21 protein-coding genes, 1 tRNA gene, 1 other RNA gene, 1 pseudogene and 1 CRISPR repeat array are annotated in these 25,166 nt (G+C 35.6%); of the genes and pseudogenes, 18 read left to right on the top strand and 6 right to left on the bottom strand.

The window, feature by feature from the left end; translation table 11 throughout:
• Positions 1 to 40: 40 nt before the first annotated feature.
• Positions 41 to 1,387 carry an acetyl-CoA carboxylase biotin carboxylase subunit gene (gene accC, locus RAM17_RS10760; protein WP_110447284.1) on the bottom strand — a complete coding sequence of 449 codons (1,347 nt, stop codon included), beginning with the start codon at positions 1,385 to 1,387 and terminating at the stop codon, positions 41 to 43.
• A gap of 41 nt (positions 1,388 to 1,428) precedes the next feature.
• Positions 1,429 to 1,884, bottom strand: a complete 456-nt coding sequence (gene accB, locus RAM17_RS10755; RefSeq protein ID WP_110447285.1) for an acetyl-CoA carboxylase biotin carboxyl carrier protein — start codon at positions 1,882 to 1,884, stop codon at positions 1,429 to 1,431.
• A 371-nt stretch (positions 1,885 to 2,255) separates the two neighbouring features.
• On the opposite strand from accB, the gene RAM17_RS10750 reads away from it, so the two are divergent.
• The 6 genes and pseudogenes from RAM17_RS10750 (at position 2,256) to RAM17_RS10720 (ending at position 8,503) form a co-directional block, all read left to right on the top strand.
• Positions 2,256 to 3,299, top strand: a complete 1,044-nt coding sequence (locus RAM17_RS10750) for a rod shape-determining protein (RefSeq protein WP_065562215.1) — start codon at positions 2,256 to 2,258, stop codon at positions 3,297 to 3,299.
• A 115-nt stretch (positions 3,300 to 3,414) separates the two neighbouring features.
• Positions 3,415 to 4,257, top strand: a complete 843-nt coding sequence (gene mreC, locus RAM17_RS10745; RefSeq protein ID WP_110447286.1) for a rod shape-determining protein MreC — start codon at positions 3,415 to 3,417, stop codon at positions 4,255 to 4,257.
• Complete coding sequence (mreD, locus tag RAM17_RS10740) at positions 4,244 to 4,735, top strand: rod shape-determining protein MreD (RefSeq protein ID WP_110447287.1); 492 nt, start codon at positions 4,244 to 4,246, stop codon at positions 4,733 to 4,735. Before mreC ends, mreD begins: the two co-directional genes overlap by 14 nt.
• Positions 4,736 to 4,747: 12 nt before the next feature.
• Positions 4,748 to 6,223, top strand: a complete 1,476-nt coding sequence (gene rng, locus RAM17_RS10735) for a ribonuclease G (protein ID WP_110447288.1) — start codon at positions 4,748 to 4,750, stop codon at positions 6,221 to 6,223.
• A gap of 101 nt (positions 6,224 to 6,324) precedes the next feature.
• Positions 6,325 to 7,783 (top strand): annotated as a pseudogene (gene tldD, locus RAM17_RS12630) (metalloprotease TldD).
• 30 nt (positions 7,784 to 7,813) lie between these two features.
• Positions 7,814 to 8,503, top strand: coding sequence for a DedA family protein (locus RAM17_RS10720; RefSeq protein ID WP_110447290.1), 690 nt, complete (start codon positions 7,814 to 7,816; stop codon positions 8,501 to 8,503).
• Between the two features lie 2 nt (positions 8,504 to 8,505).
• Here the strand turns inward: RAM17_RS10720 and rnpB are convergent.
• The 3 genes from rnpB to RAM17_RS10705 all read right to left on the bottom strand — a co-directional run bounded on the left by rnpB (position 8,506) and on the right by RAM17_RS10705 (position 9,931).
• An RNA gene (rnpB, locus tag RAM17_RS10715) (RNase P RNA component class A) lies at positions 8,506 to 8,894 on the bottom strand.
• A 184-nt stretch (positions 8,895 to 9,078) separates the two neighbouring features.
• The gene (bamE, locus tag RAM17_RS10710; protein WP_110447291.1) at positions 9,079 to 9,441 is read right to left on the bottom strand and encodes an outer membrane protein assembly factor BamE domain-containing protein; all 363 of its coding nucleotides are present in this window, start codon (positions 9,439 to 9,441) and stop codon (positions 9,079 to 9,081) included.
• Positions 9,442 to 9,658: 217 nt separating this feature from the next.
• Complete coding sequence (locus RAM17_RS10705) at positions 9,659 to 9,931, bottom strand: helix-turn-helix domain-containing protein (RefSeq protein ID WP_110447292.1); 273 nt, start codon at positions 9,929 to 9,931, stop codon at positions 9,659 to 9,661.
• 178 nt (positions 9,932 to 10,109) lie between these two features.
• Here RAM17_RS10705 and RAM17_RS10700 point away from each other — a divergent pair, with 178 nt between their 5' ends.
• The 8 genes from RAM17_RS10700 (at position 10,110) to RAM17_RS10670 (ending at position 16,326) form a co-directional block, all read left to right on the top strand.
• Positions 10,110 to 10,466: a DNA-binding protein gene (locus tag RAM17_RS10700; RefSeq protein WP_110447293.1), complete on the top strand. Its 357-nt coding sequence runs from the start codon at positions 10,110 to 10,112 to the stop codon at positions 10,464 to 10,466.
• Between the two features lie 66 nt (positions 10,467 to 10,532).
• Entirely contained in the window at positions 10,533 to 11,069 is a 537-nt protein-coding gene (proQ, locus tag RAM17_RS10695; protein WP_110447294.1) for an RNA chaperone ProQ, read from the top strand.
• 9 nt (positions 11,070 to 11,078) lie between these two features.
• Entirely contained in the window at positions 11,079 to 13,151 is a 2,073-nt protein-coding gene (gene prc / locus RAM17_RS10690) for a carboxy terminal-processing peptidase (protein WP_110447295.1), read from the top strand.
• A 29-nt stretch (positions 13,152 to 13,180) separates the two neighbouring features.
• On the top strand, positions 13,181 to 13,270 hold the full coding sequence (cydH, locus tag RAM17_RS12625; RefSeq protein ID WP_110447296.1) for a cytochrome bd-I oxidase subunit CydH: 90 nt from the start codon (positions 13,181 to 13,183) through the stop codon (positions 13,268 to 13,270).
• A gap of 67 nt (positions 13,271 to 13,337) precedes the next feature.
• Positions 13,338 to 13,425: transfer RNA gene (locus tag RAM17_RS10685), tRNA-Ser, on the top strand.
• 150 nt (positions 13,426 to 13,575) lie between these two features.
• The gene (gene prmB / locus RAM17_RS10680; protein ID WP_110447297.1) at positions 13,576 to 14,469 is read left to right on the top strand and encodes a 50S ribosomal protein L3 N(5)-glutamine methyltransferase; all 894 of its coding nucleotides are present in this window, start codon (positions 13,576 to 13,578) and stop codon (positions 14,467 to 14,469) included.
• 34 nt (positions 14,470 to 14,503) lie between these two features.
• Positions 14,504 to 15,571, top strand: a complete 1,068-nt coding sequence (aroC, locus tag RAM17_RS10675; protein WP_110447298.1) for a chorismate synthase — start codon at positions 14,504 to 14,506, stop codon at positions 15,569 to 15,571.
• Between the two features lie 2 nt (positions 15,572 to 15,573).
• The gene (locus RAM17_RS10670) at positions 15,574 to 16,326 is read left to right on the top strand and encodes a TSUP family transporter (RefSeq protein WP_110447299.1); all 753 of its coding nucleotides are present in this window, start codon (positions 15,574 to 15,576) and stop codon (positions 16,324 to 16,326) included.
• 280 nt (positions 16,327 to 16,606) lie between these two features.
• Positions 16,607 to 17,114: a CRISPR direct-repeat array (repeat unit 28 nt; unit sequence GTTCAACGCCGTATAGGTGGTTTAGAAA).
• A 52-nt stretch (positions 17,115 to 17,166) separates the two neighbouring features.
• On the opposite strand, the gene RAM17_RS10665 is transcribed toward RAM17_RS10670, so the two are convergent.
• Positions 17,167 to 18,531, bottom strand: a complete 1,365-nt coding sequence (locus RAM17_RS10665; RefSeq protein WP_181414625.1) for an MFS transporter — start codon at positions 18,529 to 18,531, stop codon at positions 17,167 to 17,169.
• 319 nt (positions 18,532 to 18,850) lie between these two features.
• Between RAM17_RS10665 and RAM17_RS10660 the strand changes: the two genes are divergently transcribed.
• From RAM17_RS10660 to RAM17_RS10645, 4 genes are all read left to right on the top strand, one after another.
• Entirely contained in the window at positions 18,851 to 19,705 is an 855-nt protein-coding gene (locus RAM17_RS10660) for an AraC family transcriptional regulator (protein WP_110447301.1), read from the top strand.
• 370 nt (positions 19,706 to 20,075) lie between these two features.
• Positions 20,076 to 21,029, top strand: a complete 954-nt coding sequence (cas1f, locus tag RAM17_RS10655; RefSeq protein WP_110447302.1) for a type I-F CRISPR-associated endonuclease Cas1f — start codon at positions 20,076 to 20,078, stop codon at positions 21,027 to 21,029.
• Complete coding sequence (cas3f, locus tag RAM17_RS10650; RefSeq protein ID WP_110447303.1) at positions 21,026 to 24,349, top strand: type I-F CRISPR-associated helicase Cas3f; 3,324 nt, start codon at positions 21,026 to 21,028, stop codon at positions 24,347 to 24,349. Before cas1f ends, cas3f begins: the two co-directional genes overlap by 4 nt.
• Before the next feature lie 439 nt (positions 24,350 to 24,788).
• Positions 24,789 to 25,112 carry a hypothetical protein gene (locus RAM17_RS10645; RefSeq protein ID WP_144063943.1) on the top strand — a complete coding sequence of 108 codons (324 nt, stop codon included), beginning with the start codon at positions 24,789 to 24,791 and terminating at the stop codon, positions 25,110 to 25,112.
• Positions 25,113 to 25,166: the final 54 nt, after the last annotated feature.

Raw genomic sequence — 25,166 nt, 5'->3', positions numbered from 1 at the left:
CTATACAGCAATAAGCCCTCAACGTAGTGAGGGCTTATTTTTACTCATAAATACCTAATTTCTTTTCTAAATAATGAATGTTTGTGCCACCTTTCATGAAGCCTTCATCATTCATAATTTCTATATGAAGTTCGATATTGGTTTTTATTCCATCGATAACCAGTTCTGCTAATGCATTTTTCATGCGGGCAATAGCAACTTCTCGAGTCTCTCCATAAGCGATTAACTTACCAATCATTGAATCATAATAAGGTGGTACCGCATAACCAGCATATATATGAGATTCCCAACGAATACCAAACCCACCAGGTGCATGGAAGCGAGTGATTTTACCTGGAGATGGCATAAACGTTTTTGGATCTTCAGCATTTATTCGACATTCAATGGCATGACCTTTAATTTCAATATCGCTTTGCTTGATAGATAAAGGTTGCCCAGCAGCAATAAGAATCTGCTCACGAATTAGATCAACGCCTGTCACCATTTCAGTAACTGGATGTTCTACTTGAATACGGGTATTCATTTCAATGAAATAGAATTCACCGTTTTCAAATAAAAATTCAAAAGTACCTGCACCACGATAACCAATTTCAATACATGCATTTACACAACGTTCGCCGATGAATTTACGCATTTCTGGTGTGATGCCAACAGCCGGTGCTTCTTCAACGACTTTTTGATGGCGTCGTTGCATTGAACAGTCACGTTCGCCTAAGTAAACGGCATGACCTTGACCATCAGATAGCACTTGAATTTCAATATGACGTGGGTTTTCAAGGAATTTTTCCATATAAACCATGTCATTATTAAACGCTGTTTTCGCTTCAAGTTTAGTCATTTTGATTGATTGTTCGAGGTCTTTTTCTTCTCGAACAATACGCATTCCGCGGCCACCACCACCGCCAGATGCTTTAATAATCACTGGATAACCAATTTTTTTCGCAATCTGTTTGTTGGTGTCCATATTGCTACCAAGTGGACCATCAGAACCAGGAACACAAGGTACACCGGCTTTCTTCATTGCTTCAATTGCCGATACTTTATCGCCCATTAAGCGGATAGTATCTGGTTTTGGACCAATAAATATAAAGCCAGAACGTTCGACTTGTTCAGCAAAGTCTGCATTTTCAGATAAAAAACCATATCCTGGATGAATAGCTGCTGCGCCTGTTACTTCGGCGGCAGAAATTAAGGCAGGGATATTAAGATAACTTTTGGCAGAAGCTGCTGGACCAATGCAAACCGTTTCGTCTGCAAGTAAAACATGTTTTAAATCTTTATCTGCCGAAGAGTGAACAGCGACAGTTTTAATTCCAAGTTCTTTACATGCTCGTAAGATGCGAAGAGCAATCTCTCCGCGGTTAGCAATAAGAATTTTATCAAGCATATTCAATCTCTTAATCGTCTAAGTTAATTAATAATTTCTGATTATTCAATAATGAATAGCGGTTGATCGAATTCAACTGGTTGACCATTTTCAACTAAGATAGCTTTAATAGTCCCTGCTTTTTCTGATTCAATTTGGTTCATCATTTTCATCGCTTCAACAATGCAAAGCACATCACCAACATTTACCGATTGGCCGACTTCAACAAATGCTTTCGATTCCGGACTAGGGGTACGATAAAATGTACCAACCATTGGTGATTTTATTGTTGTACCATTAATTGTATTGGTATCTGCGATGACTTCTGCTTCAACCGTTGGGGCAACCACAACTGGAGTTGGTTGAGGAATTTGAATATTTTGCACTGGCGCAGAATAGTTTGCGGCAGGCATAGCTCGACTAATCCGAACTGATTCTTCACCTTCAGAAATTTCAAGTTCAGAAATACCTGACTCTTCTACTAATTCAATTAACTTTTTAATTTTGCGTATATCCATGAATTACACCGTGTTTATTTGAAATAAATAAAAATTATTTTAATGTATACTTAATACTTTAAAAGTTACCTTTTAATTCGATACTAAGTTTGTAACTCAACATTAACGCGGAAGGATACACTGTAAATCGTAATTTGTCATTATATATCTCCTTTACAAACACTTGTTATACTATTTTCTAGGTATTATTTTAGAATTGCGATACAATAGTAACCCTTAATTATAATTGAGGCTGGCTGTGGTTTTTATCTGCTAAATAATCTCTTATTTATCGGATAAAATTTAGAAATATATATTCTGTAGATGCCTTAGTTTGCTTCTAAATACTCAAATATATACAAACAAGATTAATTCTAGGAAGAGTTTTTATTATGTTCAAAAAAGTTCGCGGCTTGTTTTCAAATGATTTATCGATTGATTTAGGTACAGCCAATACGCTTATTTATGTTAAAGGGCAAGGCATTGTACTTAACGAACCTTCAGTTGTTGCCATTCGTCAAGATCGCTCTGGAACACCTAAAAGTGTTGCTGCAGTTGGCCATGCTGCGAAACAGATGCTAGGACGAACACCTGGTAATATTGCAGCGATTAGACCAATGAAAGATGGTGTAATTGCAGACTTTTCCGTAACTGAAAAAATGTTACAGTACTTTATCCGACAAGTTCATAGTCATAGTTTTTTAAGACCAAGTCCGCGTGTACTAGTTTGTGTACCTGTAGGTGCTACTCAAGTTGAACGCAGGGCTATTCGTGAATCAGCATTAGGTGCTGGCGCACGTGAAGTTTATTTAATTGAAGAACCAATGGCTGCGGCTATTGGCGCTGATTTACCTGTTTCAGCACCGACTGGCTCAATGGTGGTTGATATCGGTGGTGGTACAACTGAAGTCGCCGTTATTTCGTTAAATGGTGTGGTTTATTCTGCGTCGGCACGTATTGGTGGTGACCGCTTTGATGAAGCAATTATCAATTATGTTCGTCGTAATTATGGTGCATTAATTGGTGAAGCAACTGCTGAGAAAATTAAGCACTTTATCGGTAGTGCTTATCCTGGTGATGAAGTACTTGAAATTGAAGTGCGTGGCCGTAATTTAGCCGAAGGTGTACCACGTAGCTTTACCTTAAATTCAAATGAAATATTAGAAGCATTGCAAGAGCCATTAAGTGGCATTGTTAGCGCGGTTAAAGTAGCGCTTGAACAATGTCCACCAGAACTTGCTTCAGATATTTCTGAACATGGTATGGTATTAACTGGTGGCGGTGCATTATTACGTAATATTGATAAATTGTTATCCGCTGAAACTGGTATCCATGTTGTTGTCGCTGAAGATCCACTAACTTGTGTAGCGCGTGGTGGTGGTAAAGCACTTGATATGGTTGATATGCATGGTGGTGATCTCTTTAGTGAAGAATAACATTAAATAATTACTAATAAGTAACCAACTATTTCATTTTATCCGCCGACATTGTCGGCGGAGTCATATATTAGAATAGTTAACTACTAAGTATATAACAGGTAAATACTGAACAATGAAATTACTTTTTTCTAAGCGTTCGCCTCTGAGTGTACAATTATTTATTGCGCTAACACTCGCTCTGGTGCTAATCGTATTAGATATTAATTATCGTCCTTTTAAAGAGGTTCGTTATTATTTAGATACCATAATTTCACCACTTTATAATGTTTCAAATGCGCCAAAATCATCATTTGACTCCCTTTATGAAATGTCAAAAACACAAGAAGCATTAATTAATGAAAATACCAAATTGCAAGAAACGTTAATGCAACAGAAAAGTGATCTACTATTACTTGAACATTTAAAACATGAAAACGATCGCCTTAGAGGATTATTAGGCTCACCGTTAAGGCATGATGAACATAAAATGGCTGCTCAAGTTTTACTTGCTGATACCGATCCTTATGTTTATCAAGTTGTTATCAATAAGGGGAAAAATAATGGTGTTTATGTTGGCCAACCAGTTGTAGATGAGAAAGGAATTGTTGGACAAATTTATCAAACAGCCCAATCAACCAGCCGTGCGATATTAGTCTGTGATTATCAACATGCAATCCCTGTACAAGTACTAAGAAACGATATTTCTATGGTGGCAGTTGGTAATGGATGTAGTAATGATTTAACCCTTGATTTTTTACCTAACAATGTTGATATCAAAGTTGGTGATGTTTTAGTTACTTCGGGACTTGATGGTCGCTTCCCTGAAGGCTATCCAGTGGCAGTGGTAAGCTCTGTGAAACTTGATATTAGTGATTCAACCCCAATTATTTCTGCTACACCTACAGCGGATTTAAAACGTTTACGTTATTTATTATTACTATGGGGCGAGCAAGGAGTAAAACATGAGGGGGAATAATCGATTTAGTATTTTGATTATCTGGTTTACACTGTTGATTGGTTTATGTGTGCAGATTATTCCATGGTCAGCTGATTATAATATACTTAAACCGCATTTATTAATGTTAATTATGGCTTATTGGTTAATAGCACTTCCTCATCGTATTGGAATGGGCATGGCTTTTATACTAGGCATAGTCTTGGACCTATTTTCCGGATCTATTCTCGGTATTCATGCGTTTATTTTTTCCTGTATGGCTTACTTGCTACTATTTAAATTTCAATTAATTCGTAATTTAGCGCTCTGGCAGCAAGCAATTGTCATCTTTGCTGTATCACTTTGTTACAATTTTTTAGTATTTATGTTTCAGGTTACTATTTATCACACCATAACGATTTCGCCTTTAATTTTAGTATCTAGTTGTGTTGATGGGCTACTATGGATAGTGATTTATCTATTCTTACGAATAATAAGACGGAACTTTGCTATCAATTAAAAAGGAATCATTATGTCTGTTGAATTATTAATGAATGTGACACCTTCAGAGACTCGTGTTGCTTATATTGAAGACGGTATTTTACAAGAGATCCATGTTGACCGTGAGTCACGTCGCGGAATTGTTGGCAATATTTATAAAGGAAAAGTGATTCGTATCTTACCGGGTATGCAGGCCGCTTTTGTGGATATTGGGCTTGAAAAAGCTGCTTTTTTACATGCTTCAGATATTATGCCACATACTGAATGTGTCTCCGATAGCGATCAAGAGCAATTTCAAGTTAAAGATATTTCTGAACTGGTTCGCCAAGGTCAAGATTTAATGGTGCAAGTGGTTAAAGATCCTTTAGGAACTAAAGGTGCAAGGTTGACTACTGACATAACTTTACCTTCACGGTATTTAGTTTTAATGCCAGGACCAAATTCGACTCATGTTGCTACATCGCAACGAATAGAATCTGAAGAAGAGCGAGAACGGCTGAAAAAAATCGTTGAACAGTATGTCTCTGATGAAGGCGGCTTTATTGTTAGAACCGCGGCAGAAGGGGCAAACGCCCATGAGCTTGAACAAGATGCTAATTTTTTAAAACGGCTATGGACAAAAATTCAAGAAAGAATGGCTCGTCCGGTTAGTAAAAATTTAGTATATGGAGAGCTAGCTTTATCGCAACGAGTATTACGAGATTTCGTTGGTGATCCAATCGAACGTATATTAGTTGACTCGAAATTAACTTATGACTTGTTACTTGAATTTACTCAGGAATTTATGCCTGAAGTAACTAGTAAACTAACCCATTATCGTGGCAATATTCCAATTTTCGATCTTTATGATATTGAAAATGAAATTCAAAGAGCACTAGATAGAAAAGTTAAATTAAAATCTGGTGGTTATTTGATTATCGACCAAACCGAAGCCATGACTACCATTGATATCAATACTGGTGCATTTGTCGGTCATCGTAATTTAGAAGAAACCATTTTCAATACCAATATCGAAGCAACGATTGCAATTGCTCGCCAATTAAGATTACGTAATTTAGGTGGCATTATTATTATCGATTTTATCGATATGCAAGAAGATATTCACCGTGAGCGGGTATTACAATCATTACAAGATTTTTTAGCTAAAGATCGAGCACGAACATCCGTTAATACTTTCTCTGGTTTAGGGTTAGTTGAAATGACACGTAAGCGTACACGTGAAAGTATTGGCCATATTCTTTGTGAAGAATGTCCCTCTTGTAAAGGTCGTGGTATTGTTAAATCTGTCGAGACAGTATGTAATGAAATATTGCGTGAGATTGTCCGTGTTTATAAAGCTCATCGCTCGGAGTACTTCTTAGTTTATGCATCAGCCGCAGTAGCTAATGCATTAACCAATGATGAGTCTCATGCTTTAGCCGAAGTTGAAGTCTTTGTGGGTAAACGAGTTGAAGTAAAAGTTGAACCACTTTATATACAAGAACAGTATGATGTTGTACTTATGTAATTAGTTTAATTGTATTAACCATAAAACTAAGTAAAATCTATTGATAAGTGATAGTCAGAAACAAATTTTTTTATTTTTATAATCAGTAAATTAAGGAATTTATGAAAGTAACTCAAGTGAGTGAAAGGTTACTCCACCCAAATAACTTAAATCAACAAAATATAGCGAATTTACTTGATATGTTAAGTTCAAGAAAAATTGATTTTGGTGATTTATATTTTCTATCCGGTTATTATGAAAGTTGGTCACTTGAAGATAGTATAATCAAAAATGCTTCTTTCCATCGTGATCAAGGTGTAGGTGTGCGAGCAATTATTGGTGAAAAAACAGGTTTTGCTTATACCGATCAATTATCATTAGCTCGCTTAGAACAAAGTGTATTGGCTGCTAATTCAATTACTAAACAGCAAACGCCTATAGCAGTTACACCATTTAAAACTGCGGAAAATATTACGCTCTATCCTTCGATAAATCCAATAAACAGTTTTGCTCAAGAACAAAAGATTGCCATATTACAGCAAGTGGATAAATTAGCTCGATCGCTCGATTCAAGAGTAATCGAAGTATCGGCAAGCTTAATTGGTAGTTATGAAGATATCTTAATTGCGGCTACTGATGGTACTTTATGTGCGGATGTTCGTCCATTAGTTCGCTTATCGGTATCAGTTCTTGTAGAACAAGATGGTAAACGTGAACGAGGTAGCAGTGGTGGCGGTGGCAGATTTGGTTATGACTATTTTTTAACGACTAACGTTAAAACAGGTGAAAGCCATATTGATAGTTATACTCGCGAAGCGGTGCGCCAAGCTTTTAGTATTGCTTTCAGCTAAGCCTGCACCGGCAGGCACTATGCCAGTGGTGTTAGGCGCAGGTTGGCCCGGCGTATTACTACATGAGGCAGTAGGTCATGGATTAGAAGGTGACTTTAATCGTAAAAATAGTTCGGTATTTTCCGATAAAATTGGTCAACAAGTTACCTCAGAACTTTGTACGATAGTTGATGATGGTACCATCGCTCATCGTCGAGGTTCGCTTTCTATTGATGATGAAGGTACACCTAGCCAAAAAACGGTATTAATTGAAAATGGCATTTTAAAAGGTTATATGTTTGATAAGCTTAATGCAAAATTAATGAATTGTCTTTCGACTGGTAATGGTCGTCGTGAAGGTTACGCATACTTACCAATGCCTAGAATGACAAATACCTATATGCTTGCAGGGACATCGAGCTTTGATGATATTATTCAAAGTGTTGATTATGGTTTATACGCACCTAACTTTGCTGGTGGGCAAGTTGATATAACTTCGGGTAAATTTGTTTTTTCAACTTCAGAAGCTTATTTAATTGAAAAAGGTAAAATTACTACGCCGGTTAAAGGTGCAACACTCATTGGATCAGGTATTGAAACTATGCAACAGATTTCAATGGTAGGGAATGATTTAGAATTAGATTCAGGTGTTGGCGTTTGTGGTAAAGCAGGGCAAAGTGTACCGGTTGGTGTTGGACAACCGACTTTAAAAGTGAATAATTTAACAGTAGGTGGTACTATTAACCACTAACAATAATACATTAATGAGAAATTAAGCTAAATGGATACAATCATTACACTCTATCAAGCATTTGTTCATATGGATCTTGCAACACTCTCAAATCCAGATGTGTTATGGATATTATATGGCATGCTTTTTGTTATCATTTTATTAGAAAATGGTGTATTACCGGCAGCCTTTTTACCGGGAGACAGTTTACTGTTTCTAACCGGTGTATTGATTAGTCTTGATGTTTTTCATTTTGGTCTAATAAACTTAATTCTAATTGCGGGCGCCGCATTTGGTACATGGCTTGGTTATGCGCAGGGGCGCTGGCTTGGCAATACTAAAATTGTGCAAAATTGGATGGCACATTTGCCCGAAAAATATCATCGTAAATCAGAAGTTTTATTTCATAAATACGGATTACAAGCTTTATTTATCGGACGATTTATTGCATTTGTGCGTACTTTATTACCGATGATGGCGGGATTATCGGGTTTACATAGTCGCAAGTTTCATATCTATAACTGGATTAGTGCGACATTATGGATTTTCTTAATTGTTACATTAGGTTATCTATTCGGCTTATCGCCGGTTTTCAAAACCTATGAAAAGCAAATCATGTCGTTGCTTATGTTAATTCCGGTAATTTTATTGCTATTAGGTTTACTTTTTACAATTTGGCTAGCATTTAAACGTTGGTTGAATAATAAAAAGCAAGTGAAACAAGATACAACAGAAAAGTAAAAGAGCGAAATTAACCGATAAGCCGGGTTCTGTCGTGGACAATCATTCCTCTAGGCTAATACTCACGCATTAGCTCAAGCAGTCTACCCGGATTCAACGCGGGCCGCGCCAATGAATCCCTATTTGACCTTGCTCCGAGTGGAGTTTACCGTGCCACAACTGTTACCAGTTGCGCGGTGCGCTCTTACCGCACCCTTTCACCCTTACCTGATCTTATTACTAAGCCATCGGCGGTATACTCTCTGTTGCACTAGTCGTGAATTTTAGCTCTCGCCAAAACTCCCCAGGCGTTACCTGGCACTCTGCCCTATGGAGCCCGGACTTTCCTCCCCTCTGTTTGTCTCCCTTTTGCAAAGGACTACAACAAAGCAGCGATTGTCTGGTTAATTTCGGCAAAGAGTATAACCTAATCGTTATTTTTGTCCAGAACAGAATAAGTATTATGGCTGCAATCTGTGCAAAAGTATTAATTTAAGCATAATTAAATTAGTGTTTGCTGAATAAGCCGTGTAGTCAGAGAAAATAAAGCAAAAAGCACATCAATGTGATGTGCCTTACTTAATACGTAATGAGAATTACCATTTTTTCTGTTTATTATTTTGATCATAGTTAAACCAAGTCACCACACCTTGGTTAACAATAACTTCTAATGTACCTTCAAGAATATTGTAATTGGTTTCACCTAATAAAACGTGACTAGTTGAACTTTTTTTCAGATATTTATAAGTCCATTTAGTTTCATTACTATTGATAACTGTTTTAGCTGTTGGTTCACCAAATATATGTAAAAGCTGTGCTTCAGTAGTTGATCCTTCCACTATTTTATTCACCTTTTCGTGATTAAGAGGAGTACCTTGTTCATAATAATTTTTTTGTGAACATGCTGCTAATGCCAATATTGAAAAAAGAACGATCAAGATTTTACTAAGGTTTTTCATGGGTTATTGCCTATTAATTATGATTTTTAACAAAAGATAGCTAATCATAACATAGCTTTACAGTTGTAGAAAATGACGAAATCAAAGATTTCAACAATAGCAATTAACAGCAATTATTAACATAAAAAGATAAAATGAATATATGGAAACATATAATGTTTCTTGATGTTTCCAATTGTTTTTAAAATGGATAAGATATTTATATCTATTTATTGTTTTATGCGGTATCGTCTCGTTTTTTTCTTAATACTCGTTTAATTGGTTGTTTTGTCATGGAATTAATATAACGACTAGGCCAAATTTGCGAAGGTTTCAAATTAAGTGCTTTGGCTATAATCGTTTCTCCTTTGGTCCATGGTCTCACCAATGCATTGCTTAATGTTGATGAACTTAAACCTGATTTGCGAGATAGTTCTGCTAGAGTTGTGCCTTTCTTTTTTAATGCTGCAATTATATCTGCTTTGTGCCAGTCGTTAGATTTTATTTCCATTTTTTCTTCCTTCTTAGTTTATAACATTAAATATCTATGTTATGCTTTCATGTTATCAAAACCAGTAAGTTTATAATTTAACTTTTAACATCATTAATAAGTTGTTTCTTATTATTGTAACAAAGTTTCTTTAATTTCTATAACTTTTTTCTTGTTTCTTAAAAGTAGGGTAATTAAAATGAAAGAATGGTTTTCTCCCAAAGAATTGTTAAGCATTGCTGGAATGCCTTCAACAACACAAGGGATTAACCGTAAAGCAAGAGCTGAAAAGTGGACTTCTCGAAAACGATCTGGTGTTCGTGGTAAAGCACTTGAATATCATATAAGTAGTTTATCGATAGATGTGAAAAAAGCTTTATGTCTTGAAGAAGAAAGTGCGACTTATGTGGTTTCGCCGATTGATCCACTACAACTTTGGATAACTGCATTTGAGCAGTTATCTACTGAAGAACGAACAATTGTCAGTTCATGGCTAATGCGTAATGGTATTAAAGATTTCATTACCTTTATTAATAAACATAAAAAAGATAATTAGTGTTATTGTATAAGCTGATATATACTTTAACGTCAGAAAATTTTAGTTGCTACTATGGAATAACCAATGGAAAATCAGTTTCAATTAACGAATAGTAAAGAGATTATTATTTATTTAGCTCAACAGTTTCCGAATTGTTTTACAATTGAAGGGGAAGCCAAACCTTTAAAAATTGGCATCTTTCAAGATATTCTTTCTCGTCTTGAAAATAGTGAAGTACTAAGTAAAACGAAACTCCGTGTTGCATTAAGAGGTTACACAATGGGGTGGCGTTATCTATATAGTATAAAAGAAGGCACACATCGAGTTGATTTAGATGGTAACCCAACTGAAGTTATCACCAAAGAACAAGAGGAACATGCTCAACAGCAATTGAAAGAAAGCAAAGAACAAGCTAAAGAACGAGCAAAACAAAAACGTAAAGCGGCCCCAAAACCGGCTAGAAAGCCACGAGCTTTGAAATTAGGTGATTTTGTCAAAGTTAATGTTGGTAATAAACCAATAAAAGGACAAATCATCACAATTGAAAAGGAACATATCAAAGTTAAAGTAGGCGCTGGAATGGAATTAATGGTCAAACCTGAGCATATTATTAACAGATAGAGAATTTATATGAATAAGCTACTGAAAAGTTTTGTTAAATTCGGTCTCATTTTATGCATAATTAGTACTGCCGCTCAGGCTAAAACGTCGGCAACAGAACAAATTCCTGTTTTAAAGCAAGACGAAGTACATCAAGTGGTTGCCAAACGCGTGACCAATTTTTTTACGCAATCACATTACCGTGACTTTTCGTTAGATGGTGCTTTTTCTGCTAAAATTTTCGATCGTTATTTCAAATTGTTAGATGGTAATAAGACCATCTTTCTTCAAGATGATGTAAATAAATTTCGTAATCGCCAGGAACAATTGGGGCAAGAACTCATGGATGGCGATTTAAAAACTGCATACGATATTTACAATCTTTTCTTGCAAAAACGTTATAATCGTTACCAATATGCGCTTGAGGTCTTACAGCGTCCGATGGACTTTAATACTAAAGACCAAATAAATTTCAAGCGTGAAGATATGGCGTGGCCAACCTCTGAAAAAGAGCTTGATGAATATTGGGATAAACGGGTTAAATATGATGAGTTAAATTTATCTTTAACTGGTAAAAATGAAGGCCAAATTCGTGAAGTTCTAACCAAACGTTATCAACGAGTATTAAAAACCATTGTCCAATCCAATAATGAAGATTGTTTCCAAGTATTTATGAATGCCTTTGCGCGAGAAATTGATCCTCATACTAGTTATTTAGCGCCACGTAAAAAACGTGATTTTGATTCAGAGATGAGTCTTTCTTTTGAAGGTATTGGGGCAACGCTTAGTCAACAAGATGATTATACTGTGATTATGTCTTTTGTGACTGGAGGCCCAGCCGAGAAAAGTAAATTATTATCAGTCGGCGACAGGATTATTGGGGTAGGACAAAGTAATTCTGCAATTGAAGATGTCATCGGTTGGCGTTTAGATGATATTGTTGACAAAATACGTGGACCTAAAAATACCGTAGTTAAATTAGAAATTTTACCCGTTGGTAATAACAGTAAACCGAAAGTCATTGAAATCACTCGTGATAAAATTCATTTTGAAGATCGTGAAGCTAAATTAAAAACTATCGATAATAGCCGTGGAAAAATCGGTGTGATTGAAATACCGAGTTTTTATATTGGTTTAACCAAAAAAGTTGAATCTTTAATTATAGAAGCCAATAGCGCAAAATTACAAGGTTTGGTTATCGATTTACGTGATAACGGCGGTGGTTCATTAGCTGAAGTAATTGAATTAACAGGATTATTTATCGATAGTGGTCCAGTTGTACAAGTACGTGATAATTTACAGAAGATCACCACTTACAATGATAAAAATAAAGGTATTGAATATGCTGGCCCAATTGTTGTCATGATTAATCGTTATAGTGCATCAGCATCAGAAATTTTTTCAGCAGCGATGCAAGATTATGGTCGAGCTGTTATTGTTGGTGAAACTACCTATGGTAAAGGTACAGTACAAACTTCTCGTAATATTTCATACCCAGTAGATGCCAGATTGCATCCTAAATGGCCAGAACTTGGTGGTGCGCAATACACGGTACAAAAATTTTACCGTATTAACGGTGGAAGTACTCAGTTAAAAGGTGTCGTACCTGATATCGAGATGACGAAAAGTCAATATGTTGATGAAACTGGAGAACGCTTCTTAGATAATGCTATGCCGTGGGATAAAATTCCATCCGCTGATTATCTCACTGTTGCTAATATTAAACCATTGCTAGCTAACTTAAAATCTCAGCATCAAGCTCGTATAGCTAATAATCCTGAATTTAATTATATTGAAGAGGATATTAAGCGATTTAATGATAAAAAAGATAATGAATATTTGGTTTCTTTGAATAAAAATGAACGAGAAACAGAACAAAAAGCTAACGATGATCGTGATTTAAAAAGAATGAATGAACGTTTAAATCGTGCTGGGTTAGCACAAATTACCAAATTAAAAGATTTGCCTAAAGATTATAAACAACCAGATGCATTTTTAGATGAGGCGGTCGAAATCCTACTTGATTTAATACCAAATTATCCTAGCATTGAAGCTAGTAAAATTAGAGGTGGATTTCTTTCTTTAGATAAACCAATTGAATAGTGATAAACAAAAAGTAAGGAATAAGTATTATGAGTATCAATTTAAAATATGCTTTAATCGCAACGGTTCTTGTTTTAGCTGTTTTTGCTGTATTTGGAACCATCGTTTGCATGAATTAACACTTGATTAATTGTTTGCAGATAATTATAGTATGCACCCTGCTTTCAAAAAGCAGGGCTAAATTAAGGTGAGGTGTCCGAGTGGTTGAAGGAGCACGCCTGGAAAGTGTGTATACGGCAACGTATCAAGGGTTCGAATCCCTTCCTCACCGCCATAAATATTTATTTAGTCATCGAAGGAAAGAGCCATTAGGTTCTTTAGCATTGCCAATAAAATCTATTAATATGGTCTTGGCATTTACCTCAGCTTTAATGACCTGACGTGACGATTAATCTCTTCCTCTCCACGATCTTTCGGAGTTACTATGGAAAACTTACGCACTGTTCAGGATTATATACGCTGGACCACTTCGCAACTTAGTCAATCGGATATCTTTTTAGGCCATGGCACCGATAACCCTATCGATGAAGCTAAACAACTTATCTTAGCTACGCTAGGCTTATCACTATTTATTCCTCCAGAATTTTATGCTGCAAATCTGACTAATGATGAAAAACAACAACTAAATGAGATCATCAACAAACGTATTAATGATCGCTTACCAACACCTTACCTAACTAATCAAGCGTGGTTCTGTGGTCATAGTTTTTACGTTGATGAACGGGTCTTAATTCCACGTTCTCCTATTGGTGAACTGATTAATAATCAGTTTAAAGATATAATCAGTAGTGAACCAAAAAATATTTTAGATCTCTGTACTGGTAGTGGGTGTATTGGTATTGCTTGTGCTTATGCATTTCCTGATGCTCAAGTTGATATTACCGATATTTCATTAGAAGCATTAGATGTCGCTCAAACTAATATTGAATTGCATGATATGCAATATCAAGTTACACCAATTTTATCAGATCTATTTAATCAATTAGAGAATAAAAAATATGACCTAATTGTGACTAATCCTCCTTACGTCGATGATGAAGATATGAGTGATCTTCCTGACGAGTTTTTATATGAGCCAAAATTAGCACTCGAAGCAGGATTTGATGGATTAGACTTAGCAAAAAGAATTTTACACGATGCTTGTGACTATCTAACACCGGATGGTGTATTAGTCTGTGAAGTTGGTAATAGCTGGGTGTCTTTACAAGAACAATATCCAGATGTACCCTTTAATTGGATCAGTTTTGAGCAAGGTGGATTCGGCGTATTTGCAATCACGCAGGCTGACTTGAAGACTTATCAGCACTATTTTAAATAAATTAACTATAAAATAAAAAATTGGAATAAGAACTATGGCTGGAAATTCAATTGGTAAATTATTTAAAGTCACTACCTTTGGTGAATCACATGGTACTGCATTAGGTTGTATTGTTGATGGCGTACCACCCGGAATGAATTTAAGCGAATCCGATATGCAACACGATCTTGATCGCCGCCGTCCTGGTTCATCTCGTTATACTACGCAACGTCGAGAAGCTGATCAAGTAAAAATCCTATCCGGGGTATTTGAAGGTGTGACTACAGGTACAAGTATTGGATTATTAATTGAAAACACCGACCAACGTTCACAAGATTACAGCAAAATAAAAGATATTTTTAGACCGAGCCATGCCGATTATACCTACCAAAAAAAATATGGTATTCGGGATTACCGTGGTGGTGGTCGGTCATCGGCACGTGAAACAGCCATGCGTGTTGCGGCAGGTGCTATTGCCAAAAAATATTTACATGAAAAGTTAGGTATTACCATTCGTGGTTATTTAGCTCAAATGGGTGATATCCAGTGTCAATTAAATGATTGGCAACAGGTCGATCAAAATCCTTTTTTCTGCCCAGATGAAAGTAAACTAGAAGCACTTGATCAACTATTAAGGCAGCTTAAAAAAGATGGCGATTCAGTTGGCGCTAAAGTCTGCATTGTGGCAGAAAATGTTCCGGTCGGTTTAGGAGAGCCAGTCTTTGATAAATTAGATGCTGATCTTGCCCATGCATTAATGAGCATTAATGCAGTAAAAGGGGTTGAAATTGGTGATGGTTTTGCTGCGGTTAATAAACGTGGTAGTGAAAATCGTGACGAAATAACCCCGCAAGGATTTTTATCAAATCATGCTGGTGGTATTTTGGGGGGAATTAGCTCGGGACAAACTATCATTAGCAGCATAGCATTAAAACCAACTCCAAGTATTGAGATTGCTGGACAATCAATTAATATTAATGGAGAAAGTGTTGAAGTTTCAACCCATGGTAGACATGATCCTTGTGTCGGTATTCGAGCAGTGCCTATTGCTGAAGCAATGGTCGCGATCGTATTAATGGATCATTATCTTCGCTATCGGGCCCAATGTAGTGAAGTAAAATAATCATGAGTTACGAATTACTGGTTTTACTTTTTTTAATTGCGACGTTAGCAGGCTTTATTGATTCAATTGCTGGTGGCGGTGGACTATTAACAGTACCAGCACTACTTGCTGTAGGATTACCACCAGCTAGTGCGTTAGCCACTAATAAATTACAAAGTTGTGGCGGTTCGTTTTCTGCTAGTTTCTATTTTATTCGCCAGCGTATGGTTGATTTAAAACAGCAAAAATGGGCGATTGCTTGTGCATTCATTGGGTCCGCTCTTGGTACATTATCAGTCATGCATATACAAGCGGATTTCTTAAAATTATTGTTACCAATATTAACCATTAGCGTAGGACTTTATTTTCTACTATCACCAACAATCGGAGATAGTGATCGTAATAGTCGGCTTTCGGTTTTACAGTTTGCTTTGATTCCTGCGTTGATTATTGGCTTTTATGATGGTTTTTTTGGGCCCGGTGCAGGATCATTCTATGCACTCGCATATATTACTCTGGCTGGATTCAATTTAACTAAAGCAACCGCTCATACCAAAGTACTCAATTTTACCTCTAATTTAGCAGGATTAATCTTCTTTATTGCTGGCGGTGAAGTGGTATGGTCAATTGGTTTAGTTATGTTAGTTGGCCAATTTATTGGCGCAAGATTAGGTGCAAAAATGGTTATAGCTAAAGGACGAAAATTAATAAGACCAATGTTAATTACCGTTTCAACCATTATGAGTGTCAAATTAATCTATGAAAACTTCTTTTAATCATCGCTAATAAAATTTAGAATCAGTTTTAGTACAATCAATAAGCTAACAACCAAGAATACATTAGCCAATTAAAAACCCCGTTCCTCAAAATTTTGAGGAACGGGGTTTTTGCATTTCCCAAAGTCTATATTTTAAATCAATGATAAACCCTTTTTTTTACATCAAAATTAATCTGATAAAAATCAGATAGTTGAAATTAACCGCAAAAAAAGGGTTTTTAATATCAAAATTATCATTTACCTTTATTTGAACAATGATTATATTATATTGGTTTCTAGTTCAACGCCGTATAGGTGGTTTAGAAAAGTTAAGTTGTGATTATACCCGCAAATTAAATGTTCAACGCCGTATAGGTGGTTTAGAAAAGTCAAATTGCTGTCTGTGTCAGCGAAAATAAGTTCAACGCCGTATAGGTGGTTTAGAAATTGACAACTCAAAATTACACGATTCGGATCAAGTTCAACGCCGTATAGGTGGTTTAGAAAGGCTCATTTCGAAATATGCCAGTTACTGATTTGTTCAACGCCGTATAGGTGGTTTAGAAAAGTACGAGGGGCACCCATAAACTGCAAAGTACGTTCAACGCCGTATAGGTGGTTTAGAAATCTTTTAGTAAAATCAGTTAACCCTTCATTAAGTTCAACGCCGTATAGGTGGTTTAGAAATAGCCTCGAGAGAGACCGACTAGCCATCAAGTGTTCAACGCCGTATAGGTGGTTTAGAAACATTCATGTTAGCACCAGAATTAACAGATGATGTTCAACGCCGTATAGGTGGCTTAGTGGTATTGCTAAATAAGCTAAAAAACTGAACTCACATGTTCAGTTTTTTTGTATACTAACTTTTTGTATTCACTCGATAAGAGAAAATATAGGCAATAACAGCAATAATACCAAATACAAGAGATAGAAAAAACATTATCTGATAGGCGCAATTTACTGAAATTATTTGATCTAGAGTTAGGTTGATTAATATTCCTGATAATACGCTTCCAAATGCACCTCCAATTTGCTGTATCACACGAGTGATAGCACTTGTATCCTTAATCTGATTTTTTTCACAAAACTCAAATGGAGAAGAGAGAACAGCAATCGTAGCAACACCTAATCCGGAGCCTCTAACAGTAAAACCGATGATTTCAGAGGCGTTTCCACCTACTTGAATTATTAATATACTTATTGCTGATATTATTAAACCTATACCAATAATTAGAAATGAATTTATCTCTCTTAAAGATTTATAAATAAATTTTCTCGCCAACCAAGCTCCTACACCTTGTAGGGCAAGTAGCATCCCAATATAAGTAATGGATATATTTTCATTTATTGCTTGTATTAAAGGAAAAAAAATCATGAAACCGAAAAAGATAAGTGATGTCAGAAATCCCATAATTATTGCCAGAGAGTATTGATAGCAATTAAATGCACTTAAATCGATTAGTTTATTGTCTGACTTATTATTAGTAATAAGCGAAACCATCATCAAACCAATTGCGAAAACCAGCATAATAATATTAGAAGTACCAAAAAAATGTTCTGTCGTGATATTTTTAATTGAGATGAAAAATAGGATTAAAGCAATTAAAAATGTCATAAATACATAAATATTCATATTATATTTAGATGTTTTAGTCTCTGGTATTGTTGTCCTACCAAAGAAAAAAGCTAAAAGCGCCAAAGGTATGTTGATAAAAAAAGCAATTCTCCAATTTAATTGTTCCGATAGGATTGCGCCAAAAATTGGTCCTAGTGCTGGGGCAAAGACTGACGGAATAGCAATCAATGCCATAACCGGCTTTAGCCTTTGCTTAGCAAAATGAGTTGCTATTATCGATTGAGTGATAGGTATTAATATTCCTGCACCAAAACCTTGTAGGCATCTGAACAAGATTAAAGAAACCAGATTATATGAAAATCCAACCATTATAGAACCAGCAAGAAAAACAAAAATTGAGCCGATCCATGCTTTCTTAAGCCCAAAATTTTTATGCACATAAAGTGATAGTAATATACCAGCTGCGCAAGCAAGCATATATATGGTAACCGCCCATTGTATATAAGCATAAGAGGCATTAATGTCATTCGAAATAGCGGGTAAAATAACATTAACAATACTGCTATCTAATAATGGTAATATACTAGATAGCGTCATCGCAAATACCAACTTTCTTTCTGAAATGGTCAGGTCTAGCGATTGTTTCATATTAAATCCTTTCCATATTATATTTAGTTGCGCCTTGTGTATATATTCCATTGAATGTTGATGATGTAATTTCTTTATAATTTTTATGTTTTTCTTTCATGTATCTGTTTCCTTATTAAAACCAGACTATTAAGCAATTAATAAATTTGAAAATTACCAATTAATTTGTCTAAAAAACGATTATTTTGTTGATTTACAACTTATCTATTTATTGCTAACGTGTTACCTTTAACTTAATTGAGAAGACTTTAGGATAGCCAGTAGAATAGCGTTTTACTAGCCAATTTAAGCCACAAAATATCCCATTGGGGCCATATAAATGAATACTCCACTCATTTCTCCACAGTTTGCTTCTTCTGATAGCGAACCGATGATCATATCAACAGCCAGCCACTCTTCACAAAGAGTGACACAACGTCATGGTCATTCGAGAGGACAGTTACTTGGTACATTACAGGGATTAATTTCAATTGAAGCAGAAAGTAGTCAATGGATAGTGCCCGCAACTCATGCAGTCTGGATCCCCCCGAATGTACAACATAGTCTTCTTGGAACGCATGGACAATTTGAAGGATGGAGTATCTATATACAAAAAAATGCATGTGCTAAACTACCTATCAAACCATGCATTTTAGAATTATCTGACTTATTGCGCGAAGCAATTAACCGAACCATGTCATGGCATAATTCAGAACTGCAACCAGAACAGAAGCGATTAATTGCCGTGATACTTGACGAGATTAGAACCAGCCCGCAAGTTGAGTTAGCACTGCCAATGCCAAAAGATATGCGTCTGTTAAAAATCGCTTTAGCTTTGTCTGATAATCCTAGTGATGATAGAAACATTAATGAATGGGGCGTTTGGGCTGGTATTTCCCGACGTTCATTAACACGTCGATTTACCAATGAAACCGGATTTAATTTCACCGAATGGCGTCAGAAACTGCGCATGTTAAAAGCGTTAGAATTGCTTGCTGCTGGAAAACCAATTACAGAAATATCTTTATATTTAGGTTATGACAATATTAGTGGATTTATTGCTATTTTCCGGCGGAATTTTGGGGTAACACCAGGTAATTATCAAAGAGCCATGCGAAACCGTCTCTCATGGCGAAACTTTACTTATACTTCTATTCAAAATGATAATCATATTAATGATAAATTAATCAAATAAATTTTTTCTAAGTCTCGTAATGTAATTAGCAATAAAAGTCGGTTTTAGTAAATAGATCAATTTTTAGAGCAATATAATTTTTTTAATAGAAATAAAAAACTTGTACTTGATAAGTTAATCCCAAAATACCTTCAGATTTAAAAAATCATCTAAGCTATTCAATAATAATTAGCAAAAACCTCAATTAAACAGTTTATTATATGATTTAAGTATTAACTTAAAAAGAAAATAACTTACTATGAGATTCATGCCGTATAGGCGGTAAAATCATTTATTAAATCTCTTAGATAATTATTTAAAAGACTCGTTTTATAAATAAAACAATGTTAATTTATTGCTATCTAGAACTTGAGTTTATTTACTTATTATCATGGATTTGATTCATTCGTCTGATCTTAAAACGATTTTACATTCTAAGCGTGCTAATATCTATTATTTGGAGCATTGTCGAGTTTTAGTCAATGGTGGTCGAGTTGAATATGTGACCGATCAAGGTCAGCAGTCATTATATTGGAACATTCCAATAGCTAATACTAGCTGTATTTTACTTGGTACCGGCACTTCATTAACTCAAGCTGCAGTGCGTGAACTTTCCCGAGCAGGAGTTATGATTGGCTTTTGTGGGGGAGGGGGAACGCCTCTATTTTCCTCAACAGAATCGGAATTTGCCTGCCAATTTTTTTCACCGCAAAGTGAATATCGTGCAACCGAATATCTGCAAAGTTGGTGTCAATTCTGGTTTGACGATAATCTCCGCCTACAAGCTGCGAAAACTCTTCAACAACAGCGACTCAAAATCATTCAGCAATGTTGGCCGAAATTTGATTGGCAAATTGACGATAAGCAACTCACTACGTTGTTAAACGATGCTGAAAAACAATTTCAAGATGCGGCAACGAGTCAAGCATTGTTAGCTGCTGAAGGGCGCATCAGCAAACGCCTTTATGGCATGGCAAATCAACTGACTTTACAAGATGATAATTTTAAACGGCAGCAAGGCTCACGCGGCAAGCATTATGATCCTGCTAATCAATTTCTAGATCATGGTAATTATTTAGCTTATGGATTAGGAGCAACAGCTTGTTGGGTATTAGGCTTACCACATGGTCTGGCTATATTACATGGCAAAACCAGACGTGGGGGGCTAGTATTTGATGCTGCTGATATTATTAAAGATGGCATAGTGTTACCACAAGCTTTTATATCAGCTAAACAAGGTGATAGCGAAAAAGAGTTCCGACAAGCATGTATTTCTCAATTTGCTCAGTTAGGTGCGCTGGATATGATTATTGATACATTGAAGCAGATAGCAGATAGAACATGAATATTTTACTGGTTAGCCAATGCAAGAAAAATGCATTAACTCAGACTCGTCGTATTATCGATCAGTTTGCTGAACGTTGTGGTGAACGAACTTGGCAAACGCCGATGACTGCCGATGGTTTACAGACACTGTATAAATTATTACGTAAAACAGCACGAAAAAATACTGCCGTTGCTTGTTACTGGACGCATGGAAAAAATCTAACCGATCTACTCTGGATTGTTGGTGATAAAAGCCAATTTAATCAACAAGGCCGAGTGCCAACTAATCGTACTAAGCGCAATATATTACGCAATGATAGTGAAAATAGTTGGCAATATGCCACATCTATCCAACTTATCGCAACCATTGCTGCGCTATTGCATGATTTGGGCAAAGCGACAGTCGGTTTTCAAGATAAATTACGTAAAAGTCGACTGGCAGGTGATCCGTTTCGCCATGAGTGGATTTCATTACAGTTATTCTTATTGATGATTCGTGATTGTAATACTAATCAAGAGGTTTTAACCCGTTTAGCTAATTTTGCTGATCATCAACAAATTACACCTGATTGGTATAAAGAGCTAGCAAAGACAGAAAAAAACGATCTCTCTCAATTGCCATTATTAGCCCAATGGATTGGCTGGTTAATTGTGTCACACCATCGCATGCCTTTTTTAATGCCAGTTAGATATAAAGATTGTCAAAATAAGCAAAAAGATGATTTCGATATTTCGGGTCTCACAATAAAAAGCTTTTTTAAAACATTTAAAGCAGTTGAACAATGGGTTAGAAATTTTAATATTGAAGACAGTGCCGATTTTTGGCAACTTAAAAGTGATATAACCTTAAGCCAATCTTGGCTTAAAAAATTAAGTCGCTATGCAAGCAAGGCAATTAATCACCCACCTTTAATGCAATTAACCAATATTGATTCATTATTATTACATCTATCACGATTAAGTCTTATGGTTGCTGACCATAACTATTCCAGCATATCAATCAATGACGAAGAAGCCCAAAAGGTTGAAGATATTCTTATCGCCAATACCAATAAAAGCCAGCAAGCCAATCAACGATTGGATGATCATCTATTAGGTGTTGCTAATCTTACCGCTCGTTTTGCTCGCTTATTACCTAAAATGAACGCTGAATTACCAGCAATTAATCAGCATAAACCATTTACGCAGCGCACTACCATTAAACGCTTTCAATGGCAAAACCATGCTTTTGATTTGGCTAAAAGTTATCAACAGTTAAGTGATGATAATGGTTTTTTTGGCGTCAATATGGCATCGACTGGCTGTGGTAAAACCTTAGCTAATGGTCGAATTATGTATGCATTATCAAATCCACAGCGTGGAGTACGATTTACGATTGCTTTAGGATTACGAGTATTAACTTTACAAACAGGTAAAGCGTTACGAGAAAGATTGCATTTAACTGATGAGCATTTGGCTATTTTGGTTGGGGGTCGAGCAACAAAGACCCTATTTGAGTTAGAAAATCAGCCGAAAATTACTAAAAATGAAAATGAGATAAATCAAGAAACTCTTGGTTGTGAATCGATAGAATCATTAGTCGATGAATATATTGATGTGGCAGAGAGTGGTATTGCTGACTGTGAGCTTGGTACCATTATCGAAAACAGTAAGGCTCGTCAGTTGATCTATGCGCCGATTGTGACATGTACCGTTGATCACTTAATGCAAGCTAGCGAATGTCTCAGAGGCGGCAAATATATTGCCCCTACCTTAAGGTTGCTTACTGCTGATTTAATTTTAGATGAACCGGATGATTTTGATCAGCGAGATTTACCTGCTTTGGCAAGGTTAGTTTATTTAGCCGGGCTTTATGGCAGTAAAGTGTTACTCTCATCAGCCACCTTAACGCCAGACCTTATTGGTGGTTTATTTGATGCTTATCAAGCCGGTCGAAAAATTTGGAATCAGAATACAGGAAGATCTAATCAGGGGATTATTTGTGGATGGTTTGATGAATATCAGCAGTCATTCGAACAAATAGCTGATACGGTTAATTTTAAACATCATCATACGAAGTTTATCGAAAAAAGAATAGATAAGTTGCAACAAGGGACAATTCGTCGTCGAGGACAAATTTTAGAATTATTAAATTACCCATTCAATAAAAAAGAAAATTCAGAACTAGGCTATGCTCTATTGGCACAACAGTTATTAGATCAAGCTTATCATTTTCATTTACAGCATCATCAACAAGATCCGCAAACCAACAAAAAAATTAGTGTCGGTTTAATGCGCTTTGCGCACATTGATGATGTGATGTCGCTCACTAAGCAAATCTACCAGCAAACTGAGTTACCGGCAAATGTTCAATTTCATCTGGTGGTTTATCATGCCAGACAACTGCTACTATTGCGCAGTCAATTAGAAGAAAAATTGGATAGAATTTTAAACCGTAGTGATGTTAATAAATTATTTCAACAACCTGAAATCCGTGCAGCAATAAAAGACAGTGATAAACAACATCACATATTTATTGTCATCGGCACACCGGTTACTGAAGTTGGACGTGATCATGATTATGATTGGGCAATTGTTGAGCCATCTTCAATGCGTTCAATTATTCAGTTAGTAGGACGAGTTTGGCGCCATAGACCGGAAAAAACGGCCGAAAGTGCCAATGTGGCGATTCTAGGCAGTAATTTAGAAGCGATGAAGAATGGCAACAATTTAGGTGTTAATAGCGCTTGTTTTACTAAACCGGGATTTGAGCAAAAACCATTATTTTTATTAAAAACCCATAAGACTGAGCAACTGATAACATCAGAACAATTAGCGAATATTAATGCGGTTCCTCGTATTATGACTGATTTGCAAGCAGGCTTAACACTAGCAGAATTAGAACATAAGGTTATGGCAAATTTGTTTCCAATCAATGCTAGTAAAAGTAATTATGTTACCAGTTATTGGCAAACTGATTTGGCACATCACCATTGTGTTCATCTACAGTTAATCTCGCCTTTTAGGCTGCAAGAGCAACCACAAGATGAGTATATTTGCCAACTTGATGATAACGGTAAATACCGATTTAGTTATGCCGAAATCGCTTGGCAAAAGCCAAACGAACAGTGTGAGGATACACAAAATTACAATTTTAAATATGATAATTGGCAATTTACCAATCCATTGATACAGCCATGGCTTACCAATACCGTTGAGCAAGCGATTACTCAAATAGCGGAATATTTTCCAGATAAAAATCATTATCGGCTAGCTAATGAATTTTGTACAATTAATGTGAATAGCGAAACACGCTGGTGCTTTCATCCCTATTTTGGTTTTTATAAAGATAGAAGCTAAAAGAAGAGGTTATTTATTATTTTTTAGAAAAATTTTATATTTAAAAAAAGGTGTTTCCTCAACTATTTTTATAGAAAATAATCAGCTGAGTAGTGCATGCTAGTAATGCTTGAATAATTACTCTATACTTAACTGCACTGCCGTATAGGTAGTTTAGAAATATGAAATTAGGTCTAATATTTCGCTTAATCATTACCGCCGAATAGGCGGTTTTTCTTATTAGTTTGCAATAAATTATTATCAAATAATTACATTATCCCTATGATATTAGATCTAAAAATATTGACTTTTACTGATTAATGTATAGAATGACAAACATGTAATGAAAATTACATGTTATTATTTCTATAAAATTAGATGTAATATAAAAGAAAACCCCAAATGTTCGAGATTTGGGGTTGTTTAAAATTTATCCAAAATATAATGGGAGGACAAAATTTTGTTTAAGGATAAAACGTTGACAATGCAATGTCAAATTTCAATTGACCAATTTGTATTTAATAAATTACAAAAATTTGTAATTGATAAACAAGCTGCAAATGATGAAGTTATTTTAAGTTTAGCATCAAATTCTAATTATTATTCAGTAAAAGATATTATGAAAATACTTAATATCTCAACTAGAAAAGAAGTTGAATTATTGATTAAAAACTTAGCGCTCAATCAATCAAAATATAGACATTTAAACACTAATAATCAATGGCTATATAATAATGAAGCACTTAATATATTAAAGTTATATTTAATTTATAAAGTAGCATAAAAATAAAAGGCTTATACTTAATTGTATAGGCCTTTTTGTTTAGTATATTGAAAA

Source organism: Gilliamella apis (genome assembly GCF_030758615.1).
GTDB classification, from domain to species: domain Bacteria; phylum Pseudomonadota; class Gammaproteobacteria; order Enterobacterales; family Orbaceae; genus Gilliamella; species Gilliamella apis_A.
Note: the sequence above shows the minus strand (reverse complement) of the source record. Positions and strands in the feature narration are given on the sequence as shown.

Excerpts from the sequence above, each read along its gene's own strand:
- accC (WP_110447284.1), bottom strand. The coding sequence starts at position 1,387 with ATGCTTGATAAAATTCTTATTGCTAACCGCGGAGAGATTGCTCTTCGC.
- accB (WP_110447285.1), bottom strand. The coding sequence starts at position 1,884 with ATGGATATACGCAAAATTAAAAAGTTAATTGAATTAGTAGAAGAGTCA.
- RAM17_RS10750 (WP_065562215.1), top strand. The coding sequence starts at position 2,256 with ATGTTCAAAAAAGTTCGCGGCTTGTTTTCAAATGATTTATCGATTGAT.
- mreC (WP_110447286.1), top strand. The coding sequence starts at position 3,415 with ATGAAATTACTTTTTTCTAAGCGTTCGCCTCTGAGTGTACAATTATTT.
- mreD (WP_110447287.1), top strand. The coding sequence starts at position 4,244 with ATGAGGGGGAATAATCGATTTAGTATTTTGATTATCTGGTTTACACTG.
- rng (WP_110447288.1), top strand. The coding sequence starts at position 4,748 with ATGTCTGTTGAATTATTAATGAATGTGACACCTTCAGAGACTCGTGTT.
- RAM17_RS10720 (WP_110447290.1), top strand. The coding sequence starts at position 7,814 with ATGGATACAATCATTACACTCTATCAAGCATTTGTTCATATGGATCTT.
- bamE (WP_110447291.1), bottom strand. The coding sequence starts at position 9,441 with ATGAAAAACCTTAGTAAAATCTTGATCGTTCTTTTTTCAATATTGGCA.
- RAM17_RS10705 (WP_110447292.1), bottom strand. The coding sequence starts at position 9,931 with ATGGAAATAAAATCTAACGACTGGCACAAAGCAGATATAATTGCAGCA.
- RAM17_RS10700 (WP_110447293.1), top strand. The coding sequence starts at position 10,110 with ATGAAAGAATGGTTTTCTCCCAAAGAATTGTTAAGCATTGCTGGAATG.
- proQ (WP_110447294.1), top strand. The coding sequence starts at position 10,533 with ATGGAAAATCAGTTTCAATTAACGAATAGTAAAGAGATTATTATTTAT.
- prc (WP_110447295.1), top strand. The coding sequence starts at position 11,079 with ATGAATAAGCTACTGAAAAGTTTTGTTAAATTCGGTCTCATTTTATGC.
- cydH (WP_110447296.1), top strand. The coding sequence starts at position 13,181 with ATGAGTATCAATTTAAAATATGCTTTAATCGCAACGGTTCTTGTTTTA.
- prmB (WP_110447297.1), top strand. The coding sequence starts at position 13,576 with ATGGAAAACTTACGCACTGTTCAGGATTATATACGCTGGACCACTTCG.
- aroC (WP_110447298.1), top strand. The coding sequence starts at position 14,504 with ATGGCTGGAAATTCAATTGGTAAATTATTTAAAGTCACTACCTTTGGT.
- RAM17_RS10670 (WP_110447299.1), top strand. The coding sequence starts at position 15,574 with ATGAGTTACGAATTACTGGTTTTACTTTTTTTAATTGCGACGTTAGCA.
- RAM17_RS10665 (WP_181414625.1), bottom strand. The coding sequence starts at position 18,531 with ATGAAACAATCGCTAGACCTGACCATTTCAGAAAGAAAGTTGGTATTT.
- RAM17_RS10660 (WP_110447301.1), top strand. The coding sequence starts at position 18,851 with ATGAATACTCCACTCATTTCTCCACAGTTTGCTTCTTCTGATAGCGAA.
- cas1f (WP_110447302.1), top strand. The coding sequence starts at position 20,076 with ATGGATTTGATTCATTCGTCTGATCTTAAAACGATTTTACATTCTAAG.
- cas3f (WP_110447303.1), top strand. The coding sequence starts at position 21,026 with ATGAATATTTTACTGGTTAGCCAATGCAAGAAAAATGCATTAACTCAG.